Origin of the sequence: Streptomyces siamensis, from assembly GCF_039543605.1 — a bacterium.
In the GTDB taxonomy this organism is placed as follows: domain Bacteria; phylum Actinomycetota; class Actinomycetes; order Streptomycetales; family Streptomycetaceae; genus Streptomyces; species Streptomyces siamensis.
In genome coordinates this window covers 1-19,889 of the sequence record NZ_BAABKB010000040.1, presented here as the reverse complement: position 1 = coordinate 19,889, position 19,889 = coordinate 1, and the positions used below count along the sequence as shown (strand labels likewise).

Sequence of the window (19,889 nt, the reverse complement as noted above, 5' to 3'; positions counted from 1 at the left end):
GGGTCCGGCAGGGGAAACCGGGGTGTCATGTGCCGGCCAGCGCGGCCAGTGCCCTGCGGGCGACCTCCCTTCCGATGGGCAGCGAGGCCGTCGCCGCGGGTGACGGCGCGTTCAGCACGTGGACGGTCCGGGGGCCCTCCTTGATCAGGAAGTCGTCCACCAGGGTGCCGTCGCGCAGGACCGCCTGGGCCCGTACCCCGGCCGCCGCGGGGACCAGGTCCTCCGGGGTCACCGCGGGCAGCAGACGCCGGACGGCCGTGGTGAACGCCGCTGTCGACAGGGAGCGCCGCAGCTCCCCGGCGCCGTACCGCCAGTGCCGTCGGGCGATCCGCCAGGAACCGGGCCAGCTCAGGGTCGAACCGAGCTCGCGGGGGCGTACGACGCTCCAGTCGTACCCCTCGCGGGCGAGCGCGGGCACCGCGTTCGGGCCGATGTGGACGCCGCCGTCGATGCCGCGGGTGAGGTGCACCCCGAGGAAGGGGAACGCGGGGTCGGGCACGGGATAGACCAGTCCCCGGACCAGCTCGGGTCGCGCCAGCGTGTAGTACTCGCCGCGGAACGGCACGATGCGCATCCCGGGGTCGTCGCCCGTGAGCCGGGCGATCTCGTCGCAGTGCAGTCCCGCGCAGTTCACGAGGACGCGGGCGCGGACGATCGTGCCGTCGGCGGTGCGCACCGCGGCGCCCAGGGCCGGGCGGCGGTCGATGCGCAGGACCTCGGCCCCGTACCGGATCTCGGCCCCGGAGGCCTCCGCCAGCTGCCGGGCCACCGCGACGAAGTCGCAGATCCCCGTCGTGCCGACATGGATCGCGGCGAGGCCGCGGACCTCCGGCTCGTACTCCTCGATCTGGGTGGGGCCCAGCTCGCGCACCGGAATGCCGTTCTCCCGGCCGCGCTGCACCAGCGCGTGCAGCCGGGGCAGCTCGGGCTTCTCCGTGGCGACGATCAGCTTGCCGGTGACGGCGTGCGCGATGCCGTACTCCGCGCAGAACTTGACCATCTCGGTGGCGCCCCGCGTCGCGTACTGCGCCTTGAGGGAGCCCGGGCGGTAGTAGACCCCGCTGTGGATCACCCCGCTGTTGCGTCCCGTCTGGTGACGGGCGGGGCCCTGCTCCTTCTCCAGCACCGTCACCCGCGTGCCCGGCGCCGCGCGCGTGATCGCATACGCCGTCGACAGACCGACGATCCCGCCGCCGATCACCAGCACATCGCAGTCGTACGTGCTCCGCACCTGCCACACCTCCCGACTCGATAGTGCACTGCGCCACTGACAATGCCCTCAAACCCGGAAGGTGCCCCGAGGACGCGCGCGACGCATACCGGTCCGCGTCGTGCCCGCTTCTCGGGGCCCGGCCCCGGCGCCGCTAGGCCGGAGCCATCAGCAGCGGCCGTGCGCGCTCCCGCAGCTCGACCACGCGCGGCTCGTCGCCGTACGGCTCCAGCCGGTGCAGGAGATCCTTGACGTACTCGGTGGTGCGGGCCGAGGAGATGCGCCCCGCGACCTCCACCGCCCGGACGCCCTGCTCGCACGCCGCGTCCAGATTGCCCGACTCCAGCTCCGCGACCGCCGACACCACCAGGCGCAGGCCGTGGGAGCGGACGAACTCCTCCGTCGGCTTCGACAGCGCCTGCTCGGTGAAGCGGCGCACCTGGCGGGGCGCCTTCAGGTCGCGGTAGCACTCCGCCGCGTCGGCGGCGAAGCGGTCGTAGGAGTAGAAGCCGAGCCAGGACGGGTCGTTGTCGCCCTCCCGGGACCGCTCCAGCCAGCCCTCGGCGGCCTTCAGGGCCGCGCCCGCCGCCTGCGCGTCACCCGCGCGTGCGTGCGCGCGTGCCTCGACGAGACGGAAGAAGCTCATGGTGCGGGCCGTGGCCAGTCCCCTGTTGCGCTCCAGGGCGGCCTGGGCGAGGTCGACGCCCTCGTCGCCGAATCCGCGATAGGTCGCCTGGAGGGACATCGACGCCAGGACGTAGCCCCCGAGGGGGACGTCGGCGGCCGCGCGCGCGAGCCGCAGCGCCTGGATGTAGTAGCGCTGGGCCGCCTCCTGCTGGCCCGTGTCGAAGGCCATCCAGCCCGCGAGACGGGTGAGTTCGGCGCTGGCCCCGAACAGGGCCCTGCCGACCTCGTCGGAGTACGAGCCGAGCAGCAGCGGAGCCGCCTCCACCCGTAAGCACTCGGGCACCATCGACGAACGCCAGTCGCCGCCTCCGTACTTGGAGTCCCAGCGCCTGGCGTCCTCGGCTGCCTCGCGCAGCTTCTGCACGTCGCTGTGGCCGACTTTCAGCGGTGCTCCGGAGCCCTCAGCGGGGCTCACCTCGCGCGCCACCGAACTGTCGGCCGGTGTTATCAGCCAACGGGAAGCGGGAGTTGCGTATGCGCTCACTGCGAAGGAGCCGGCCAGCGACTGCCAGATGCCGCCGCCACCTGCGCGGCGACCTGCGAGGTCGAGGCGGTACAGCTCGGTGGCCGACCGCACCGCCTGTCCGACGTCCCGGGGGAAGGCGAGGCCCACTTCCGGCGCGGGGTCCGCGTCCGCCAGGCCGATCTCGTGGAGCGGCACGGGGCGGCCGAGCTTCTGGCCGATGGCGGCGGCGATGAGGTGCGGCGCCGCACCTTGCGGCACCATTCCCTTCGACACCCAGCGCGCCACCGACGTCTTGTCGTAGCGAAGAGTCAACCCGCGTTGGGCGCCAAGGTCGTTGACGCGTCGCGCGAGTCCTGCGTTGCTGATTCCCGCGAGGGCGAGAACGGCGCCGAGTTTTTCGTTCGGCCCGCGTTGCTCCCTGGACATGCGCCACCCCTCGACACAGACGGCTGCCGCGCTGGCATAACCACGCGGCATTCGTAAACCCAGCGTAGTTCGCCCGATCCCAAGCGTTAAGGGGCGTTCTTCCGGATGGCGGGATTGTGGTCCGTACGACTGTACGGACGGTTGCGATGTGCTCCCGCTGTGTGGCTGTGCGCCCGCCCGTGCGCTCTTCTCCGGCCATCCGGGGAGCGCTTCCATGGACCCTGCGTGGGTCGGCCCGCTGTACTGGATCCAGTGGGCTGGGGGACACCGCCGCCTCCATCCCCGCGGGCGGCGGACCGGTCCGGGAGGCGAACTCCGCCTCCCGGACTGTGCGTTGCCGAAGCGGTGCGCAGGGCCTGTACGGAGAGTGTGCATGCCTGCGCGCCCGTAGCCGATTTGGCCGAAAATCGATGGCGGCTTTCCGCGGCGAATAGGGCTCCTACCACGTCAGTTGAGGGCGCGTAGGGGGTTTTGGGGGAGCGTATCGGGGGCGCATTCGCGTCGGCCGGGTGGGGGGCAGGGGACGCCCGCGCGGGCCCCGTGCGGGCTGCGGCGCGAGGTGGTCGCGCCGGGTTCCCCGGGCGGATTCGCCTGCGGGCCAAGGCGGTTGAGCGCCGACTCTCTGTGCCCGGGTGTGCGGGTCCTGGTGGGCGCGTGGCGGGTGCGGAGCAGCGCGGACGCATGCACAGGGGCGCATTTCAGGGAGCGCAAGCCGCCGCAGGGGCCCTCCCGCGCGCTTCCTTCGTGGCAGCATGGTGCCCAGTTCGTACGGTGCACTGGTTGTCCACAGCCTGTGGAGGCGGCGATGCGATGGTTGGTGGGGTGGAGCAGTACCGCCGCCAGAGCGCCTGAGATCGGTTCGGCGGGCGCCACCGGCAACGACGGCGAGACAGTGCATCCGGTCGGCTCCCACCTCCTGTGGGGCGACCCCGACCCCCTCTGGGCCGTCGGCGACTGGCGCCCCGACGAGGTCCGCGTCGTGAAGGCCGACCCGCAGAACCGCATCGCCGTCCTCGGCACCTGCGCGGCCTCCGACGAGGAGCTCCGCCTCGGGCTGTTCGCCGCGCGCGGCGGGGCACTTCGGCACCTGACCAACTGGGCGGGCAGCTACACCGCCGTCGTCCAGGTGGGCCGGCGCGTGACCGTCTGCGGTGACCTCGCGGGCGCCCGGCCCGTCTTCTACACGCCCTGGGCGGGCGGCACCGCGTACGCGACCGCCGCGCTGCCCCTCGCCGACCTCATCGAGGCCAACCTCGACTTCGGGCATCTCGCGGCCCTGCTCGCCGCCCCCGACGTGCCGGACGCCGTGCACGACTCGACCCCGTACGAAGGGGTACGGCGCATTCCGCCGGGGCACGCACTCATCCTGCGCGCGGGGGCGCGTGAGATCGCCGGGTACGAACCCGTCGCGTCCCTCGCCGTCGCCGCCCCCTCCGCCGACCCCGACAGCGCCGTGGACGCCGTGCGGGACGCCCTGGTGGAGGCCGTCCGCGCGCGTCTCGCCGCGCCGCGGCACGTGCCCGGCACCGACGTGGACCCCGGACCGGTGCCCGGGATGGGGCCGGCCGAGCGGCGCGCCGCGCGCGGCATGCCCGTGCCGGGCATCGGCGCCGACCTCTCCGGCGGACCCGCGTCCGGGACGCTGGCGCTGCTCGCCGCCGGGCTTCCCGGGGCGCCCGGCACGGTCCTCGGACACGGCACCGGCGCCGGTGAGCGGCTGCTCGCGGTCACCTTCAACGACCTCGCCGTCAGAGGGCGGGAGGCCGAGCTGGAGCGGGCCGGGACGCTGGCCGCGAATCCCCGGCTGCACCACGTCGTCGTCGCCGGGGGCGAGGAGGTCCTCCCCTACGCCGACCTCGACGGCCCGCTGACGGACGAGCCGGGGCCCTCCCTGGTGTCGGCCGCGCGCCACCGCGCGCGCCTCGCCTCCGGCAGCGCGGACCACTTCACGGGGTACGGCGCCCGGCAGGTCCTCGACGCGCATCCCGCCCGGCTCGCGGACCTCCTGATGGACCGCAAGCGGCGCCATCTGGTGCGGCCCGTCGCGGCGTTGGCGAAGGCCGACGGGTCGGTGATGGTCCCCGCGCGCGTGTACGCCGCGGCGCGGAAGCTGGCCCGTACGCCCTACCGCAGCGGGGTCGACGTCCTCGCCGAGCGGCTGCTGCACCGGCGGTTCGAGGAGCCCGGCGGGGCCGTGGGGGCGTCGCTCGCCGCGCTCACCTGGGCCAGACCCGGGCCCGCGGCGCGTTGGCTGACCGGGGAGGCGTTGGCTGAAGTATCGGTTCGCCTCCAGGCGGGCGGGGGGCGGGCGGGGGTCGGACCCGGGCAGCGGCCCGGCGACTTCCGGGCGCGGGCCGCGCTGGCCCGGTATGCGGCGGACGTGCGGGTGCTGGAGCAGGCCGCCGAGATCCGCTTCCAGCGGCTGCACGCTCCGTTCCTGGACAACCAGGTGGTGCGGGCGTGCCGGAGCCTTCCGGAGGCGCTGCGGGTGCAGCCCGGGGCGCGGGCGGCGATTCTCCGTACGGTGCTGGAGGGGGCCGGGGTGGGGGATCTGCCGCCGGGGTGGGGTGCGCCGTCCCATGCGTCGTCGGCGGCGGCCGCGCGGACGGGGTTGCGGGCGTTCGCGGATCCCCTGATCGGGCTGTTCGACACGCCCTTGCTGGCTCAGGCGGGGCTGGTCGAGGCCCGGGTCGTCCGCAAGGCGCTCCGCGCGGCCTCGGAGGGCGAGACCCTGCCGCTGGACGGCCTCGCCGATCTCGTCTCCCTGGAGGTGTGGCTGCGCCGGCTGCTGTCCCGCCGCGGCACGTGCTGGACGGGGACTCCGGCTCGCCAGCGGGCCGTTCCCGCGGGGATAGTGCCGCAGGGGCGGGCTCTGGGGGCGGGCGCGGGGCGTCACGCCTGAGCCGGGGCCCGCCGGGCGGGGTCGTTTCGCTGTCTGTGTCTGTCCGGTGGGTTGCCTCCGGTCCGNATCCGCCCGTTGCAGCCCTTGTGCGGGGCGGTGCTGGTAGGACCTCGGTGGGTGCGTGGCGCTGTCCGCAACGGGCATTTGATTCACCGGCACGGCCCCTTCGGTGGGATGGCGGCTGCGGGTGCGTCCATCGCGGGTTCCCGCACAGCTCGCGGGTTCCCGCACAACTCTGGGGCCGGGCAACCCTGAGCCCGTCCGGTGCCCTCTCCAGCCGGTCCGGCGGGAGCTCCCAGGCGGTCGTCGAGGCCCCGGGCGGTCGTCCGCGGCTGACTCCCGTCCGGTCCCCTCTCCAGCCTGTCCGGCGGCAGTTCCCAGGCTGTCCGGCGCCGGCTCCTGTCCCGTCCCGCCGTGAGGGCAGAGAGCCACCTTTCAGCCCGTCCGGCGCTTGAGGACGAGGCCGTCCAGGCCGATCCACGGCAGGTCCGGGCGGCTTACGAGTTCCGGTGGGCCCTCCCGGCCTGTCCCGCCCGGGAGCGGAGGGCGCACCCTTCAGCCCGTCCGGCGCTTGAGGACGAGGCCGTTCAGGCCGATCGGGGTCCGGGGCGGAGCCCCGGGGAGGGTGCGGGTGGGGGTGTGGACCGGCTCGCCGGGGAAAGGCGGTGTTCCGGCGGGTGCGGGCGGCGAGAATGGGCGGGTGCGGTACAGAATTCTGGGGATCACCCAGGCGGAGGACGACCGGGGAACCCAGGTGGACGTGGGCGGCCCCCGCGTACGCGCCCTGCTCACCGCACTCGCCCAGCGCCCCGCCCGCCCCACCAGCCCGGCCACCCTCATCGACGAGGTCTGGGCGGACGCTCCCCCCGCGGACGCCCCCGCCGCGCTCCAGGCGCTGGTCGGCCGTCTCCGCAGGGCCATCGGCAAGGACGAGGTCACCTCGGAGGCGGGCGGCTACCGCCTCCGTGCCACCGGTGACGACGTGGACCTGTTCGTCTTCGAGCGGCTCGCCGCGGAGGGCCGGGCAGCTCTGGACCGCGGCGACCCCACGACCGCAGCCGGCCGCCTGCGCGAGGCCCTGGCCCTGTGGCGCGGCCCGGCCCTCGCCGACCTGCCCGACCGCTCGGCGGCGACCCGTCCGGAGGCGCTGCGTCTGGAGGCGACGCGGGCCCGGGCCGAGGCGGACCTCCGGCTCGGCCGTGCCGCCGACGTCGTACCGGAGCTGCGGGAGCTGACGACGGCCCATCCGTACGACGAGGGGTTGCAGGTCCTGCTGATCCGCGCCCTGCGCGACGCGGGGCGCGGAGCGGACGCCCTCGCCGCGTACGAGGAGGTGCGCCGCGGACTGCTGGAGGGCCTGGGCGCCGATCCCGGGCCGGAACTGCGTTCCCTGCACGCGCAGTTGCTGAACGGGCCGTCCGGGGGCGGTCCCGAGGCCGGGCCGGCCGAGCCCTTGCGGGGCGGGAATCTGCGCCCTCGGCTGAACTCGTTCGTGGGGCGGGAGCCCGAACTCGACGCCATCCGTTCGGATCTCGGCAGGGCCCGCCTGGTCACCCTGACCGGACCGGGCGGTTCGGGAAAGACACGCCTCGCGGAGGAGGCCGCCGCCGGGCTCCCGCAGGCCTGGCTCGTCGAGCTGGCCCCGCTCGACCGGCCCGAGGCGGTCCCGGGCGCCGTGGTCAACGCGCTCGGCCTGCGTGAGACCGTCCTGATGACCAACGAGATGGCGGGCGTGCCGCAGGACGACCCGGTCGCGCTGCTCGTCGAGCACTGCGCCCCACGCAGCCAGGTCCTGATCCTCGACAACTGCGAGCACGTCATCGGCGCGGCGGCCGAGCTCGCCGAGACCCTGCTGACGCACTGTCCCGGGCTCACGATCCTCGCGACCAGTCGTGAACCCCTCGGTGTGCCGGGCGAGTTGCTGCGCCCGGTGGAGCCCCTGCCGCCGGATCCGGCCCGTCGGCTGTTCATGGAGCGGGCGTCGGCCGTGCGTCCCGACACCGATGTCGCGCCGCACGACGCGGCGGCGGTGGACGAGATCTGCCGGCGGCTCGACGGTCTCCCCCTCGCCATCGAACTGGCGGCGGCGCGGCTGCGGCTGCTCACCCCCCGTCAGATCGCTGACCGGCTCGACGACCGTTTCCGTCTGCTCACCTCCGGAAGCCGTACGGTGCTGCCCCGCCAGCAGACGCTGCGTGCCGTCGTCGACTGGTCCTGGGACCTGCTCGACGAGCGGGAGCGGACGGTGCTGCGCGAGGTGTCCGTGTTCGCCGGCGGCTGGGACCTGGCGGCGGCGGAGGCCGTGTGCACCGGACCGGCGGCCGATCTCGTCGGGGCGCTCGTCGACAAGTCCCTGATCGTCGCGACGCCGTACGACGACGAGTGGGGCGGCATGCGGTACCGCATGCTGGAGACGATCCACGAGTACGCCGCCGAGCGCGCCGCCGAGGTCCCCGGGCTGCGTGCCGCGGCCGAGCGCCGGCACCGCGCGTGGGTCCGGGCGCTCGTGGAGGAGGCCGAACCGCTGCTGCGTTCCGCCGCGCAGCTCCCGTGGATCCGTCGGCTGGAGACCGAGCTCGACAACATCCGGGCCGCCCTGCACCGAACGGTCGTCGCCGCCGACGAGGAGACGGCCGGCGCCGTGGTCCTCGCCATGGGCTGGTTCTGGTGGCTGCGCAACTACCGCCGTGAGGGCACGGAATGGACGGAGCTCGTGCTGCGGCTGGGCACGGCGGCCGAACTGGGCACGATGCCCGCGGCGGAGGACTCGCACTCGTTCCTCGCCGCGCTGCAGGCGGTCGACCCCGTGGCGGTGTTCATGGAGGCACCCGGGCGCGACGCGTCTCATCCGCTGCGTCCGATGCGGATGAGGCTGCGGATGTTCGACCTGTTCATGAAGCTGGAAGCCGGGCCGCCCGGCGACTGGGCGGACGGCTGGTCGCGGGAGTACATCGAGCGTGTGCAGGCCGCTTTCAAGACGGGTGGCCCGGACGCGGCCCGGATGCCGGGGCTCGTCTGGCCGCTGGCGTCCTACTTCCTCGGCGGGGCGACCGACGCGCAGCCCGCACTCGACGCGGCGATCGCCAACTGCCGTGAGCACGGCGGCGAGTGGGAGGTCGGCGTCATGCTGATGTTCCGCACGCACATGGTCGTCGACGCCCCCGGCGGCATGCCCGGCGTCGATGACGACCTGGCGGAGCTGCGCGTGCTCAGCCGCCGGGTGGGCGACCGCTGGATGCGGGCCCAGGTGTGCAGCGCTGCCGGTGAGGCGGCCATGGCGCGCAGCCGTTTCGGCGAGGCGAAGGGCGAGTACGAGGAGGCGCTGCGGCTCGCCCACGAGGTGGGGGCGTACGCGGAGACGCCGTTCCTGATCGCGCGGCTGGCGGAGGTCGCGTACCGCTCCGGCGAGCGGTCCAAGGCCCTGGCGACCCTGGACGAGGCGGGCGCCGCCGCCGACCGCTACGGGGTGATGGATTCCAGGCCGTTCGTCCATCTGTTGCGTGCCCAGATGGTCCTGGACGAAGGGGAGGTCGCCTTCGCGCGCGAGCTGTGCGAGCGGGCGCGCGCCGAGTCCGCCCTGGGCAGCCCGCCGCCGCAGTTCACCGCGGCGCTCAACTGGGTCGACGCGCTGGTGACGGTCGCCGAGTCCGGACCGCTCATCGGTCTGCGGAAGATGGTCGACGCTCTGCGGGAGGCGGTCGACCTGCGGTGTGCCGATGTGGTGGCGGCCGCCTTCGTCGATGTCGCCGCGGGGCTCGTCGGCGAGCTCGGCGACCATCCGCTCGCGGTCCGGCTGCTCTCCGCGGGTGCACGGTGGCGTGGCGGCCATCCGCGGCCCGCCCGTGAGGAGACCCTCGTCGAGCGTACGGAGGCCGCCGCGCTCGCCGCCCTCGGCCCGGTCCGCCACGCGTCCGAGCGGGCCGCGGGCGCGGACTTCACCACGCAGGAGGCCCTGCGGGACCTGGCCGCCGCACTGCGGGAGCGCGCCGCAGGGTAACGGTGTACCGCGCTCACCTGCACCGGAACTTCGACTCCGCCCAGTCCGCCAGCGACGCGGAGTCGAACGGGCCGTGCGGTTCGACCTCGAGGCGGACCGTCCTGCGGCCGGTGAGGTCGACGTGGACGGGGACGGCCCGGTCGCCGCCCTCGATCAGCGGTGACTGCCACAGCCGCGTCCCGTCGGCGTGGACGGAGAAGCGCACGCTGCCGAGGCCCATCGTCAGGTCGTCGACGCCGACCGTCGCGTCGTACGAGGAGCAGGCGCGGTTGAGGTCGATGGTGACGGAGGACCGGCCGTGCACGGTCACCCCGTGGGCGTACCGGTCGTTCGCGATCGACAGGTCGTCGCGCTGCCACACCCAGCTGCTCTCACCGAGCCGCATCTCGGGCCCGGTGTGGTCGCCCTCGATGCCGTAGCCGAGCTCGCTCCACTGGTAGACGACCGGCGCGGGAGGGGGCGGCGGCGGGGTCGGCGTCGATGGTGGCGGTGGTGTCGGGCGGGGCGTGGGCTGCGCCTTCGTCGGGGTGGGCCTGGGCGTGGGGGTGGGGGTGGAGGACGCGTCGGGGGTGGGCCTCGGGGAGGACTTGGGCGTCGGCTTCGGGGGCAGGGTGGGCGCCGGGGCCGGGGGATTCGGCGCGGGCGCCTGCTTCGGAGGCTTCGGTGACGGCAGCGGCGCCTCGACGGCGGGCGAGGCGGGTGGTTTCGCCTCGGGCTGTTTCGCCGGGCTGTCGTTGCCGGCCAGGGCGAGTGCCACCGCTGTCGCGGCGACGGCGACGACGCCCGCCGCGATGCCCGCCTTGACCGGCGCCCCGAGCCCTTCCGCGGCTGCCGCGCCGCCTCCGGCGCTCGCCCCGCCGGAGCCGCTGCCCGCCGCTGCCGCGCCCGCGGCCCCCGCCGCTCCGGCGACGAGCGCGACGGCCTTGGCGTACCCGGCGGCACCGAACCAGCCGATGACGGCGACCGGCACGACCGCGGGGATGCCGCCGGCGACTTCCTTGATCTGGCCGGCGGCCAGCCGGCACTTGGCGCACTCCTCCAGGTGCTTGCGCAGTCCGCGCTCGGCACGCGTGCGCAGCCCGCCGCGGGCGTAGGCGCCGAGCCGGTCGGCGTACCGGGCGCACTCCTCGTCCATGGTGAGCGTGGTGCTGACGTGCGCCTGGAGGTAGGCCTGCTTGAGGCCCTCGCGGGCGCGGCTGGCGAGGACGCGGGTGCCGTTGGCGTCGAGTCCGAAGAGGGTGGCCACCTCGCTCGGGGACTCGTCCTCGACCTCGGTGTGCCACAGCACGGCCTGCCAGCGCTCGGGCAGCGACCGGAAGGCCCGCATGGCCATGGACTGCTCGGCCTCGTGCATCGCGCGCACGTCCGCGCCCAGGTCGAGCGTGTCGTCGTCGGACACCTCGGATCCGCGGGCGGCCTGCGCGGCGAACACCGCGAAGTCGTCGACCAGATGCTCACGCCTCGCCGACTTCGTCCAGTTCGCGGCGACGCGGCGGACCGTCGTCAGCAGGTACGCGCGGACGGCGTGTTCGGGGCCGCTGCCGCCGCGTACCGCCTGGAGCATGCGGGCGAAGACCTCGGCCGTGAGGTCGTCGGCGGTGTGGGCGTCCCGGCAGCAGGTGCGGGCGTAGCGGCGGACGGCCTCCGCGTGCCGCCGGTACAACGCTTCGTAGGCGGTGTCGTCGCCCGCGCGCATCCGCGCGATGAGGTCGGCGTCGGACGGCGGCAGCTCGACCGGGGGCGGCAGCACGCCGTCCTCGCGCCGGTCGCGCTGGGCCGGGACGCCGGCGTCGGGGGCTCCACCGGTGGGCACGGGGGGTGAGGGGATGCCCTGGCGTCCGCCCTGGCTGGGTACCTGTCCTGGCATGTGGCCGGGCACCTGGCCGGGCACATGTGGGGTCGGGTCGTCGCCGGTTTCCGGGCTGTTGTCGGCTCCCGGGCTTCCGCCGACTTCTGGGCTTCCGCCGGTTGCCGGGCCTTTGCCGGTCTCCGCGTTGTCGTCCGCGCCGCCGTCCGCGTCACCGTCGCCGGGTGACTCGTCCCGCCCGTCAAAACTCATCGCGGAAAGCCCCCGCCTGCACACTCGGACCCGAATACCGGGCAAGAGTGCCACACGCTCCAGGGGCGGGTCCTTCCCGTACGGGCCAACCACTCGTCCGGGGGGACTTCCCGCCCGGGAGTACTACGGGTCACTCGTTCGGGGAATGGTCAACAGCCGTTGCTCGAACGGGAGTTGTGTTATGTCCCGATAGGGGTGGAGCGCGGTGCGAGGGTGCCGTCCGTACCCGCTCCGCGGCCGTCGTGCGCACGGCGCGTACCGCGCCGGTGTTCTTGGCGCGCACGGCCCGCAGCGGGCCCCTTCGTGCGCATGACTCGGGCCGGCCATGGTCTTCGTGCGCACGGCCTGCTGCGGCCCCGTGGCCCGCGGCCCGAACCGGCGCCCCGTCCGGGAGCGCATCGGCGCAGGGGCCGGGGCGACAGGACCGCACGCTTCACATCGAGCGCCCCCTGGCGTGGGTCACGCCGGGCGGGAGCGCAGGCCTTCCAGCAGGATGTCGAGCAGCCGGGCCGAGGCCGCGGCCTGCTGGGCGGCGTCCGGCAGCGACGGGGCGGCCGTCGCGATCACCAGGAGGACGTCCGCGACGGTGACGTCCGCGCGCAGTTCGCCCGCCGCACGGGCCCGGTCCACCAGCCGGCCCACCACGTCGAGCAGGGCCGCCGCGCCGGCGTCGTCCGCCGCGAGGATCGACTCCTCCTCGGCCGGTGCCGGCCGCTGCTCGACGAGCCGCAGTTCGGGCGTGGGCTGCGAGCGCTGCTGCGGCACCCGCGCCTCGTCCGTCTCGGAGCCGTCCTCGGCGACGCCGACCCGCAGCACCTGCGGGGGCAGCAGCCGTCCGGCGCCCGAGGCCACCGAGGTGCGCAGGAAGCGCGAGAGCGCCGACCACGGCTCGTCCTCCTGGCCGAGTGCCGCGCGTGCCTGGTCGGTCAGCCGGGAGGTCTCCTCCTCGGCTATGCGGCGGACCAGGACGTCCTTGCTCGGGAAGCGCCGGTACACCGTGCCGACGCCGACCCGGGCGCGCCGGGCGACGTCCTCCATGGGCGCGCCGTACCCCAGCTCGCCGAAGACCTCGCGCGCCGCCCGCAGGACGTGCTCGAGATTGCGCTGTGCGTCCACGCGCAGCGGCGTGGTGCGCGATCCGTCCGCCGGCACCCGGCCGTTGCCGCCCGGCGCGCCGCCGGGCGCGATGGCAGACGCGGAAGACCAATGAGAGTCCTGAATGTGCATAACGTTCCCCCGGTAATGACGTCTCCCCCCGGAGACTCTCCCCGCCATTGATAGCCGGAGCATGGGGCACGAACTCGTCCGCACGAGTCCCCGTCGGACCCGTGGAGCGCATCCCCCTACACTCCGTCGACACACGAACATAGTTGAGAGGCAGTCAATTCAGAAGGGGCAGGTTCCGCACGGAGCGCCCCCCGATCGGAGTACGGGTCGGTTACGTCCCGATTGCGCCCCCTCCGTGCCCCCCTCGCACCCACTCTGAGCTGCGGTTTTCTTGCAGAGCCCGGCAAATCGGCCAACTCTTCGCGTTGTCGGCGGCCGGTCACACAAATTGTCGGGGCTGTGGACAAACGCTGTTGTCGGGTGCGTCATGGGATGGTGAAGGAACGTGCGCGCATTCTCATTGTCGGCGGCGGCTACGTCGGGATGTACACGGCCCTGCGCCTCCAGCAGAAGTTGAAGGCCGAACTGAAGCGGGGCGACGTCGAGATCACCGTGGTGTCCCCCGACCCGTACATGACCTATCAGCCGTTCCTTCCCGAGGCCGCCGCGGGCTCCATCTCCCCGCGGCACGTCGTCGTCCCGCTGCGCCGGGTCCTCGGCCGGTGCAGGATCGTCATCGGCGAGGCCCAGTCGATCGACCACGCCAAGCGCACCGCGACCCTCACCACCCTCGCCACCGAGGAGGAGGGAGCCGGCGCCGAGCAGATCGCGTACGACGAACTGGTCCTCGCCCCGGGCTCCGTCTCGCGCACCCTTCCGATCCCCGGCCTCGCCGACTACGCCATCGGCTTCAAGACGGTCGAGGAGGCCATCGGCCTGCGCAACCACGTCATCGAGCAGATGGACATCGCCTCCTCCACCCGCGACCCGGCGATCCGCGACGCCGCGCTGACCTTCGTCTTCGTCGGAGGCGGGTACGCGGGCGTCGAGGCGCTCGGCGAACTGGAGGACATGGCCCGCTACACCGCGCGGTACTACCACAACGTCCGGCCCGAGGACATGAAGTGGATCCTCGTCGAGGCCTCGGACCGCATCCTCCCCGAGGTCGGCGAGGAGATGGGCAGGTACACGGTCACCGAGCTGCGCCGCCGCAACATCGACGTGCGCCTGGAGACCCGCCTCGAATCGTGCGCGGACCGCGTCGCGGTCCTCAGCGACGGCGCACGCTTCCCGACCCGCACGGTCGTGTGGACGGCCGGCGTGAAACCCCACCCGATCCTCGCCGCCACCGACCTGCCGCTGAACGAGCGCGGCCGGCTGCGCTGCACCCCCGAGCTGACCGTCGACGGCGCACCGCACGCGTGGGCGGCCGGGGACGCCGCCGCCGTCCCGGACGTCACCGTGGACAAGCCCGGCACGGACACCGCGCCCAACGCCCAGCACGCCGTACGGCAGGCCAAGACCCTCGGCGACAACATCGCGCACTCCCTGCGCGGCGAGCCCCTGGAGACGTACTCCCACAAGTACGTCGGCTCGGTCGCGTCGCTGGGACTGCACAAGGGCGTCGCACATGTCTACGGCCGCAAGCTGAAGGGCTATCCTGCCTGGTTCATGCACCGCGTCTACCACCTGAGCAGGGTGCCCACCTTCAACCGCAAGGCCCGTGTGCTCGCCGAATGGACCCTGGCGGGGCTCTTCAAGAGGGAGATCGTGTCTCTCGGCTCGCTCGAACACCCCCGTGCGGAGTTCGAACTCGCGGCCGGTGGAAAGCCTCCTCACGACCCGAAGGGGTCGTCCTGACCGGACCGCGGAACTCCACCGGCCGGACCGGCGTCTGACGGATGTCGGCGCGGTCCGCCAGACTGCCAGACTGGTCCACGACCTCGGGCGGGCGAACCGCTCGCCCTTCTCAACACGAGGCTTTCCCCACTGTGAACTTCACGCGCTGGAGCGCCCGGCTCCCCGGAACGCAGCGCCGCGCCGCAGCGCGGACCGAACACACGGTCTCCCCGGACCGACGAGGGGAAGGCTCCGTGCCGGCGGCCCGCGTCGAGCAGCTGACCGACGACGCGCCGCCCGGCCTCGCCGTCGACGAACTGCGCGTGCGCGAGGTCCTCGATCGCGTCCCGGCACTCGTCGCCCTCGTGCACGGGCCCGACCACCGCCTCGCCTACGTCAACGACGCCTACGCGGCGGCCTTCGGTGCCCGTCCGGTCGGCGTGCCCGCGCACGAGGCACTGCCCGAGCTGGACGCGCTCGGCCTGCTCCCGCTCCTCGACCAGGTACTGCGCAGCGCCAAGCCCCGCACGGTCAAGTCCCGCAAGGTGCCGAGCGGTCGCTCCTACACGTTCACCTGCACGCCCGTCGACATCGCCCCGGACGGCGAGGGCCGCGGGGTGCTCGTCTTCGCCACCGACGTCACCGACCACGCCGAGGCCGCCGAACGGCTGCGCGCCAGCGAGCGCCGCCAGCGCGAGACGGCCGTCACCCTGCAACGCTCCCTGCTTCCCCAGGAGCTGGAGCAGCCCGACGACCTGCGGATCGCGGCGACGTACCAGCCCGGCGGCACGGAGGCCGCGGTCGGCGGCGACTGGTACGACGTGATCACCCTCGGCGGCGGCCGGACGGCCCTCGTCATCGGCGACGTCATGGGCCGGGGCGTGCGCGCCGCCGCCGTCATGGGCCAGCTGCGCACCGCCGTCCGCGCGTACGCCCGCCTCGACCTGCCGCCCCACGAGGTCCTGCAGCTCCTCGACGGCCTCGCCGCCGAGATCGACGCCAACCAGATCGCCACCTGCGTCTACGCCGTTCACGACCCCAACGAGGGGCGCCTCGTGTACGCGTCCGCCGGCCATCTGCCGATCCTCGTACGGGACGAGAGCGGCACCGTCCACCGCGCCGACGAGCCCACCGGGCCGCCCCTCGGCACCGGCGGCTGGCTGCACGCCTCCGGCTCGGTCCCGCTCGGTCCCGGCTCCACGGCCGTCCTGTACACGGACGGTCTCGTGGAGCGCCGCGACGAGGACCTGGACGAGGGGATCGCCGCGCTGGAGCGTGCCCTGGCGGGAGCCACCGGCACACCGCAGGTGGTCTGCGACCGGCTGGTCCGCTCGGCGGGCGTCACGGCCGACCACGACGACGACGTGGCCGTCCTGGTCCTCCAGCACCCGGCGCGCACCGGAGCGGACGGCGACCTGTTCCGCAACGCCGCCCTGGAACTCCTCGGCGGGGTCGAAGCGGCTCCACGCGCGCGTGCCTTCGCGTCCGGTGTCCTCACCAGCTGGCGCTTCCCCGCCGATCTGCACGACCTGGGCGTCCTCGCCGTCAGCGAACTCGTCGCCAACTCGCTGCAGCACGGCACCCCGCCGATGCGACTGCGTCTGCGGCGCACCGACCGGCGCCTGACCATCGAGGTGACCGACGGCGACGAGCACCTGCCCCGCCGGCGCCGCGCCGAGCCCGGGGACGAGGCCGGCCGCGGCATCGCCATCGTCGCCACGATCGCCTCCGCCTGGGGCTCGCGCCGCACACCCGGTGGCGGGAAAGCGGTGTGGTGCGAGTTCGTCCTGCCCCGCGGCGGCACCAAGTGAGCCCGTCCGTCACCTGAGATCTCCCGGCGCGCGGACGGGGCGGGCGGAAGGGGGTGCACGCCGGAGGCACCTGCGCGCGCCATCTAGCCGTCCGCACCCGCCGGTGCTAGTAGCTCCCCCATGGCAGACGAAACGGGCTTTCAACTCAAAGGAACCGCCCCCGAGCGGTACGAGCAGTACGCCGCGCTGTTCATGGCGCCCTTCGTCGACGCGGCCCTGGACGCCGTCGACCTCTACCCGGGCGCCACGGTTCTCGACCTGGCGTGCGGAACCGGCTTCGTGGCCCGCGCGGTCGCCGCCCGCGTCGGCCCGCCGGGCCGCGTCTTCGGCGCGGACGTCAACGAGGGCATGATCAGGGTGGCCAGGGCGCACGCGCCCCGCATGTACCCGGACATCGACTTCACGACGGCCCCGGCCGACAAGCTCCCCTACGAGGACGCCACCTTCGACGCGGTCGTCTGCCAGCAGGGCGTCCAGTTCTTCCCCGACCTCGACGCCGCCTTCGCCGAGGTGGCCCGGGTGACCCGGCCCGGTGGCCGGTTCGCCGCCACCGCCTGGGCCGCCCGGGAGCTGATCCCGTACTTCGCCGCCCAGTACGAGGCCGTCAGGGAGTACGGCGGACCCGAGGTCGCCGCGGACTACGAGGGCGCCTTCTCCGGCACCGCGGAGCGCCTCACCGCCGCCCTGCGCACCGCCGGCTTCCACGACGTCACCGCCCGCGAGGTCGGCTTCGGAGTCGCGCTCCCGCCCCTCGACACATACGCACCCGGCCAGCTCTCCTCGACCTCCTGGGGCCAGACGATCATCGACACCCGGGGCGAGGAGGCCCTCGCCGGGGCCGGCCGCGCCGTCCACGCCCGCCTCGCGGACCGCACCGCCCCCGACGGCAGCGCGACCGTCCCGTTCACGGCCAACCTGGTCACGGCGGTGCGCTGAGACACGACGACGGCCGTCACCACGGTGCTCCGTGGTGACGGCCGTCGTCCGTCCGTGCCGGTCCGTCCGTGCGTCAGGCGCTCGCCGTGACCGGCTCCGCCGGCGCGCCGCCCTGCGCGACCACCCGGCTCCTCACGAGCGACGGCTGGTTCTGCACGGGCGTGAGCTGCCGTCCCAGGCGCACGGCGAGGAACGTGATGCCGAGCGAGAACAGCAGGAACGTGACGATGTACGGGCCGTGCAGCGACGCGCCCATCGGACCGCCCACCGCCGGACCGATCGCCAGCGCGAGCTGCTTCACCAGGGCGAAGGCGGAGTTGTACTGACCCGCCATGCCCGTCGGCGCCAGATCGGCCACCAGCGGGGCGACCGTCGGCGACAGCATCGCCTCACCGAGCCCGAAGAGCGCGTACGTCGACACGAAGGCGGCGGTCGCCATGATCCGGCTGCCGTGCCCGAGCCCCGCGTACCCGGCCGCGAGCCACGCCACGGCCCAGATGAGCCCGACCGCGGCGATCACCCGGGACCGCTTCCTGCGCTCGACGAACTTGAGGACCGCGAACTGCGCGACCACGATCATCGCGGTGTTGGCGGCCATCGCCGTGCCGAGCGCGGACGTGGAGATCCCGGCCGCCTCGACGCCGTACGCGGACAGACCCGACTCGAACTGCCCGTAGCAGGCGAAGAACAGCACGAAGCCCAGTACGGAGAGCTGCACCATGGCCCGGTTGCCGAGCAGTTCCTTCCAGTTGCCGCCCCTGGCCTGCGGCGCGTTCCCCTCGATGCGAGGTGCTCGCGGCATCCGCACGGTCGACATGATCACGACGAGCAGCAGGAACATGGCCGCCTCGATCGCGAACAGCAGGGTGAACGAGCTCGTCCTGCTCGTGTCGACGATGTGGCCGCCGATCAGGCCACCGACGCCGAGACCGAGGTTCTGCAGGAAGAACTGCATCGCGAAGGCGCGCGAGCGGGTGTCCGCGGTGGAGCAGTCCACGATCATCGTCGCCAGCGACGGCTGCATCACGGCCTGACCCGCGCCGAGCGCGGCGGCCGACAGGAGCACGGTGGTCGCGCTGCCGGCCAGGCCGAGGCTGAGCGCTCCGACGGCGGCGGTGAGCAGGGCGGCGAGCAGGACCGGCAGCGGGCCGCGCCGGACGATGGCCCGCCCGGCGAACGGCAGCACGACCAGGGCGGCGACGGCGAAGACGGCGAGCACGACGCCCGCCGTCATGGAGCCGAGTCCCCGCACCTGCGCCACATAGACGTAGAGGAAGGGGACGGTAAAGCCGAGCCCGAACGCGCTGAGAGCGTTGCCCACGTGGATCCGGCGCATCGCTGCGCCCATCGCCCTGGTCACTTTCACCTGCCTTGGTCGTGAAGCCCCTGGGCCACGTACGTGCCCCCTGCCCATGTCGCCGGTGCGGGCGCATGTTCAGGGGGCATGAATGCAGACCTGAAGACTTCGAAGCTAAAGTTAGGAGTTGAACTCTACACCTTGAAGGACTTCAACGCCAAGCGACGCCGTGCGATACTGCCGCCATGGGCGACACTCCCGGCGTCAGCGAGCCGACACTCGAAGAACAGATCGCCGCCTACCAGCGCGAGTTCCAGGACCTCGACCCCCAGGTCGAGAAGATCGTGTCGGCGCTCTCCCGCCTGAACCGGCGTATGAACGTCGCCTACGGCCGACAGACCGCCGCCCTCGGCATCAGCAATGCCGAATGGGAGGTCCTCAAGGCCCTCGTCCTCTCCGGCGCCCCGTACCGCATGGGCCCGAGCGACCTCGCCAAGCGGCTGGGCCTGACCCCGGCCGCGATGACCCACCGCATCGACCGCATGGTCGGGGAGGGGCTCGTCACCAGGGAGCGCGACGAGTCGAACCGTGTGCGCGTGATCGTGGAGCTGACGGACGAGGGTCGCGAGAAGTGGCTGGAGGCGATGCGCCTCGCCACCGTCTTCGAGGAGGACCTGCTCCAGGACCTGTCCGCCGAGGAGCGGGGTGTCCTGGGCGAGGCCCTGACCCGCCTGCTGCGGCGCGTGGAGCACGCCCAGCCGGACGCCGGCGGCCGGCTCAGCGATCTCGATTAAAGATCTTGACAGGGATGGTTGACATCGTCCTGCCGGATCCGTAAGGTTCTTCGAGTTGCCACGGGGCCGTAACGGTTCTGCGACAGCACCTCCGCCGCTGATGCGGCAACCCAACCACCAGCACGATCTCCCAACCGGGGTGAATTCGGCATGCCCGAATTCAATTCGATTCGGGCTCGACGGCCCGATTAGGAACCGCCGGGAGGATCCGCTAAAGTTTGGGACGTCGGAACGGCCCAACAGCCGGGAAGACAAGCCCCCCTGACTGGGAGTCAGACACGAAAGAGTCTGATAGAGTCGGAACCGCCGGAAAGGGAAACGCGAGAGCGGGAACCTGGAAAGCACCGAGGAAATCGGA

At 73.5% G+C, this 19,889-nt stretch carries 11 protein-coding genes; 6 read left to right on the top strand and 5 right to left on the bottom strand.

The features are described 5' to 3' along the window. Window positions 1-25: 25 nt before the first annotated feature. Both lhgO and ABEB03_RS37330 read right to left on the bottom strand, forming a co-directional pair. Window positions 26-1,231: an L-2-hydroxyglutarate oxidase gene (gene lhgO / locus ABEB03_RS37335; RefSeq protein WP_345657370.1), complete on the bottom strand. Its 1,206-nt coding sequence runs from the start codon at window positions 1,229-1,231 to the stop codon at window positions 26-28. Window positions 1,232-1,364: 133 nt separating this feature from the next. Further along, window positions 1,365-2,789, bottom strand: a complete 1,425-nt coding sequence (locus ABEB03_RS37330) for an MFS transporter (RefSeq protein WP_345657369.1) — start codon at window positions 2,787-2,789, stop codon at window positions 1,365-1,367. 805 nt (window positions 2,790-3,594) lie between these two features. Between ABEB03_RS37330 and ABEB03_RS37325 the strand changes: the two genes are divergently transcribed. Continuing rightward, on the top strand, window positions 3,595-5,691 hold the full coding sequence (locus ABEB03_RS37325; RefSeq protein ID WP_345657368.1) for an asparagine synthase-related protein: 2,097 nt from the start codon (window positions 3,595-3,597) through the stop codon (window positions 5,689-5,691). 700 nt (window positions 5,692-6,391) lie between these two features. Next, window positions 6,392-9,688, top strand: coding sequence for a BTAD domain-containing putative transcriptional regulator (locus ABEB03_RS37320; RefSeq protein ID WP_345657367.1), 3,297 nt, complete (start codon window positions 6,392-6,394; stop codon window positions 9,686-9,688). Between the two features lie 13 nt (window positions 9,689-9,701). Here the strand turns inward: ABEB03_RS37320 and ABEB03_RS37315 are convergent, their stop codons facing one another. Together ABEB03_RS37315 and ABEB03_RS37310 are read right to left on the bottom strand one after the other, a co-directional pair. Further along, a complete protein-coding gene (locus ABEB03_RS37315; protein WP_345657366.1) occupies window positions 9,702-11,747 on the bottom strand; it encodes a sigma-70 family RNA polymerase sigma factor in 2,046 nt (681 codons plus the stop codon). 459 nt (window positions 11,748-12,206) lie between these two features. Continuing rightward, complete coding sequence (locus ABEB03_RS37310; protein ID WP_345657365.1) at window positions 12,207-12,974, bottom strand: TetR/AcrR family transcriptional regulator; 768 nt, start codon at window positions 12,972-12,974, stop codon at window positions 12,207-12,209. Window positions 12,975-13,346: 372 nt separating this feature from the next. Between ABEB03_RS37310 and ABEB03_RS37305 the strand changes: the two genes are divergently transcribed. The 3 genes from ABEB03_RS37305 (at window position 13,347) to ABEB03_RS37295 (ending at window position 17,440) form a co-directional block, all read left to right on the top strand. Continuing rightward, window positions 13,347-14,714, top strand: a complete 1,368-nt coding sequence (locus ABEB03_RS37305; protein ID WP_345657364.1) for an NAD(P)/FAD-dependent oxidoreductase — start codon at window positions 13,347-13,349, stop codon at window positions 14,712-14,714. 131 nt (window positions 14,715-14,845) lie between these two features. Beyond that, the gene (locus ABEB03_RS37300) at window positions 14,846-16,504 is read left to right on the top strand and encodes an ATP-binding SpoIIE family protein phosphatase (protein WP_345657363.1); all 1,659 of its coding nucleotides are present in this window, start codon (window positions 14,846-14,848) and stop codon (window positions 16,502-16,504) included. A gap of 120 nt (window positions 16,505-16,624) precedes the next feature. Further along, complete coding sequence (locus tag ABEB03_RS37295) at window positions 16,625-17,440, top strand: class I SAM-dependent methyltransferase (RefSeq protein ID WP_345657362.1); 816 nt, start codon at window positions 16,625-16,627, stop codon at window positions 17,438-17,440. 73 nt (window positions 17,441-17,513) lie between these two features. Here ABEB03_RS37295 and ABEB03_RS37290 read toward each other — a convergent pair whose 3' ends face one another. Next, on the bottom strand, window positions 17,514-18,788 hold the full coding sequence (locus tag ABEB03_RS37290; protein WP_345657361.1) for an MFS transporter: 1,275 nt from the start codon (window positions 18,786-18,788) through the stop codon (window positions 17,514-17,516). 194 nt (window positions 18,789-18,982) lie between these two features. Here ABEB03_RS37290 and ABEB03_RS37285 point away from each other — a divergent pair, with 194 nt between their 5' ends. Next, window positions 18,983-19,531, top strand: a complete 549-nt coding sequence (locus tag ABEB03_RS37285; RefSeq protein WP_345657360.1) for a MarR family winged helix-turn-helix transcriptional regulator — start codon at window positions 18,983-18,985, stop codon at window positions 19,529-19,531. The last annotated feature ends 358 nt before the right edge of the window (window positions 19,532-19,889 follow it).

Bases quoted from the DNA above. Each gene is read 5' to 3' on its own strand.
- ABEB03_RS37330 (WP_345657369.1), bottom strand. From the start codon at position 2,789: ATGTCCAGGGAGCAACGCGGGCCGAACGAAAAACTCGGCGCCGTTCTC.
- ABEB03_RS37325 (WP_345657368.1), top strand. From the start codon at position 3,595: ATGCGATGGTTGGTGGGGTGGAGCAGTACCGCCGCCAGAGCGCCTGAG.
- ABEB03_RS37315 (WP_345657366.1), bottom strand. From the start codon at position 11,747: ATGAGTTTTGACGGGCGGGACGAGTCACCCGGCGACGGTGACGCGGAC.
- ABEB03_RS37310 (WP_345657365.1), bottom strand. From the start codon at position 12,974: ATGCACATTCAGGACTCTCATTGGTCTTCCGCGTCTGCCATCGCGCCC.
- ABEB03_RS37305 (WP_345657364.1), top strand. From the start codon at position 13,347: ATGGTGAAGGAACGTGCGCGCATTCTCATTGTCGGCGGCGGCTACGTC.
- ABEB03_RS37295 (WP_345657362.1), top strand. From the start codon at position 16,625: ATGGCAGACGAAACGGGCTTTCAACTCAAAGGAACCGCCCCCGAGCGG.
- ABEB03_RS37290 (WP_345657361.1), bottom strand. From the start codon at position 18,788: ATGGGCGCAGCGATGCGCCGGATCCACGTGGGCAACGCTCTCAGCGCG.
- ABEB03_RS37285 (WP_345657360.1), top strand. From the start codon at position 18,983: ATGGGCGACACTCCCGGCGTCAGCGAGCCGACACTCGAAGAACAGATC.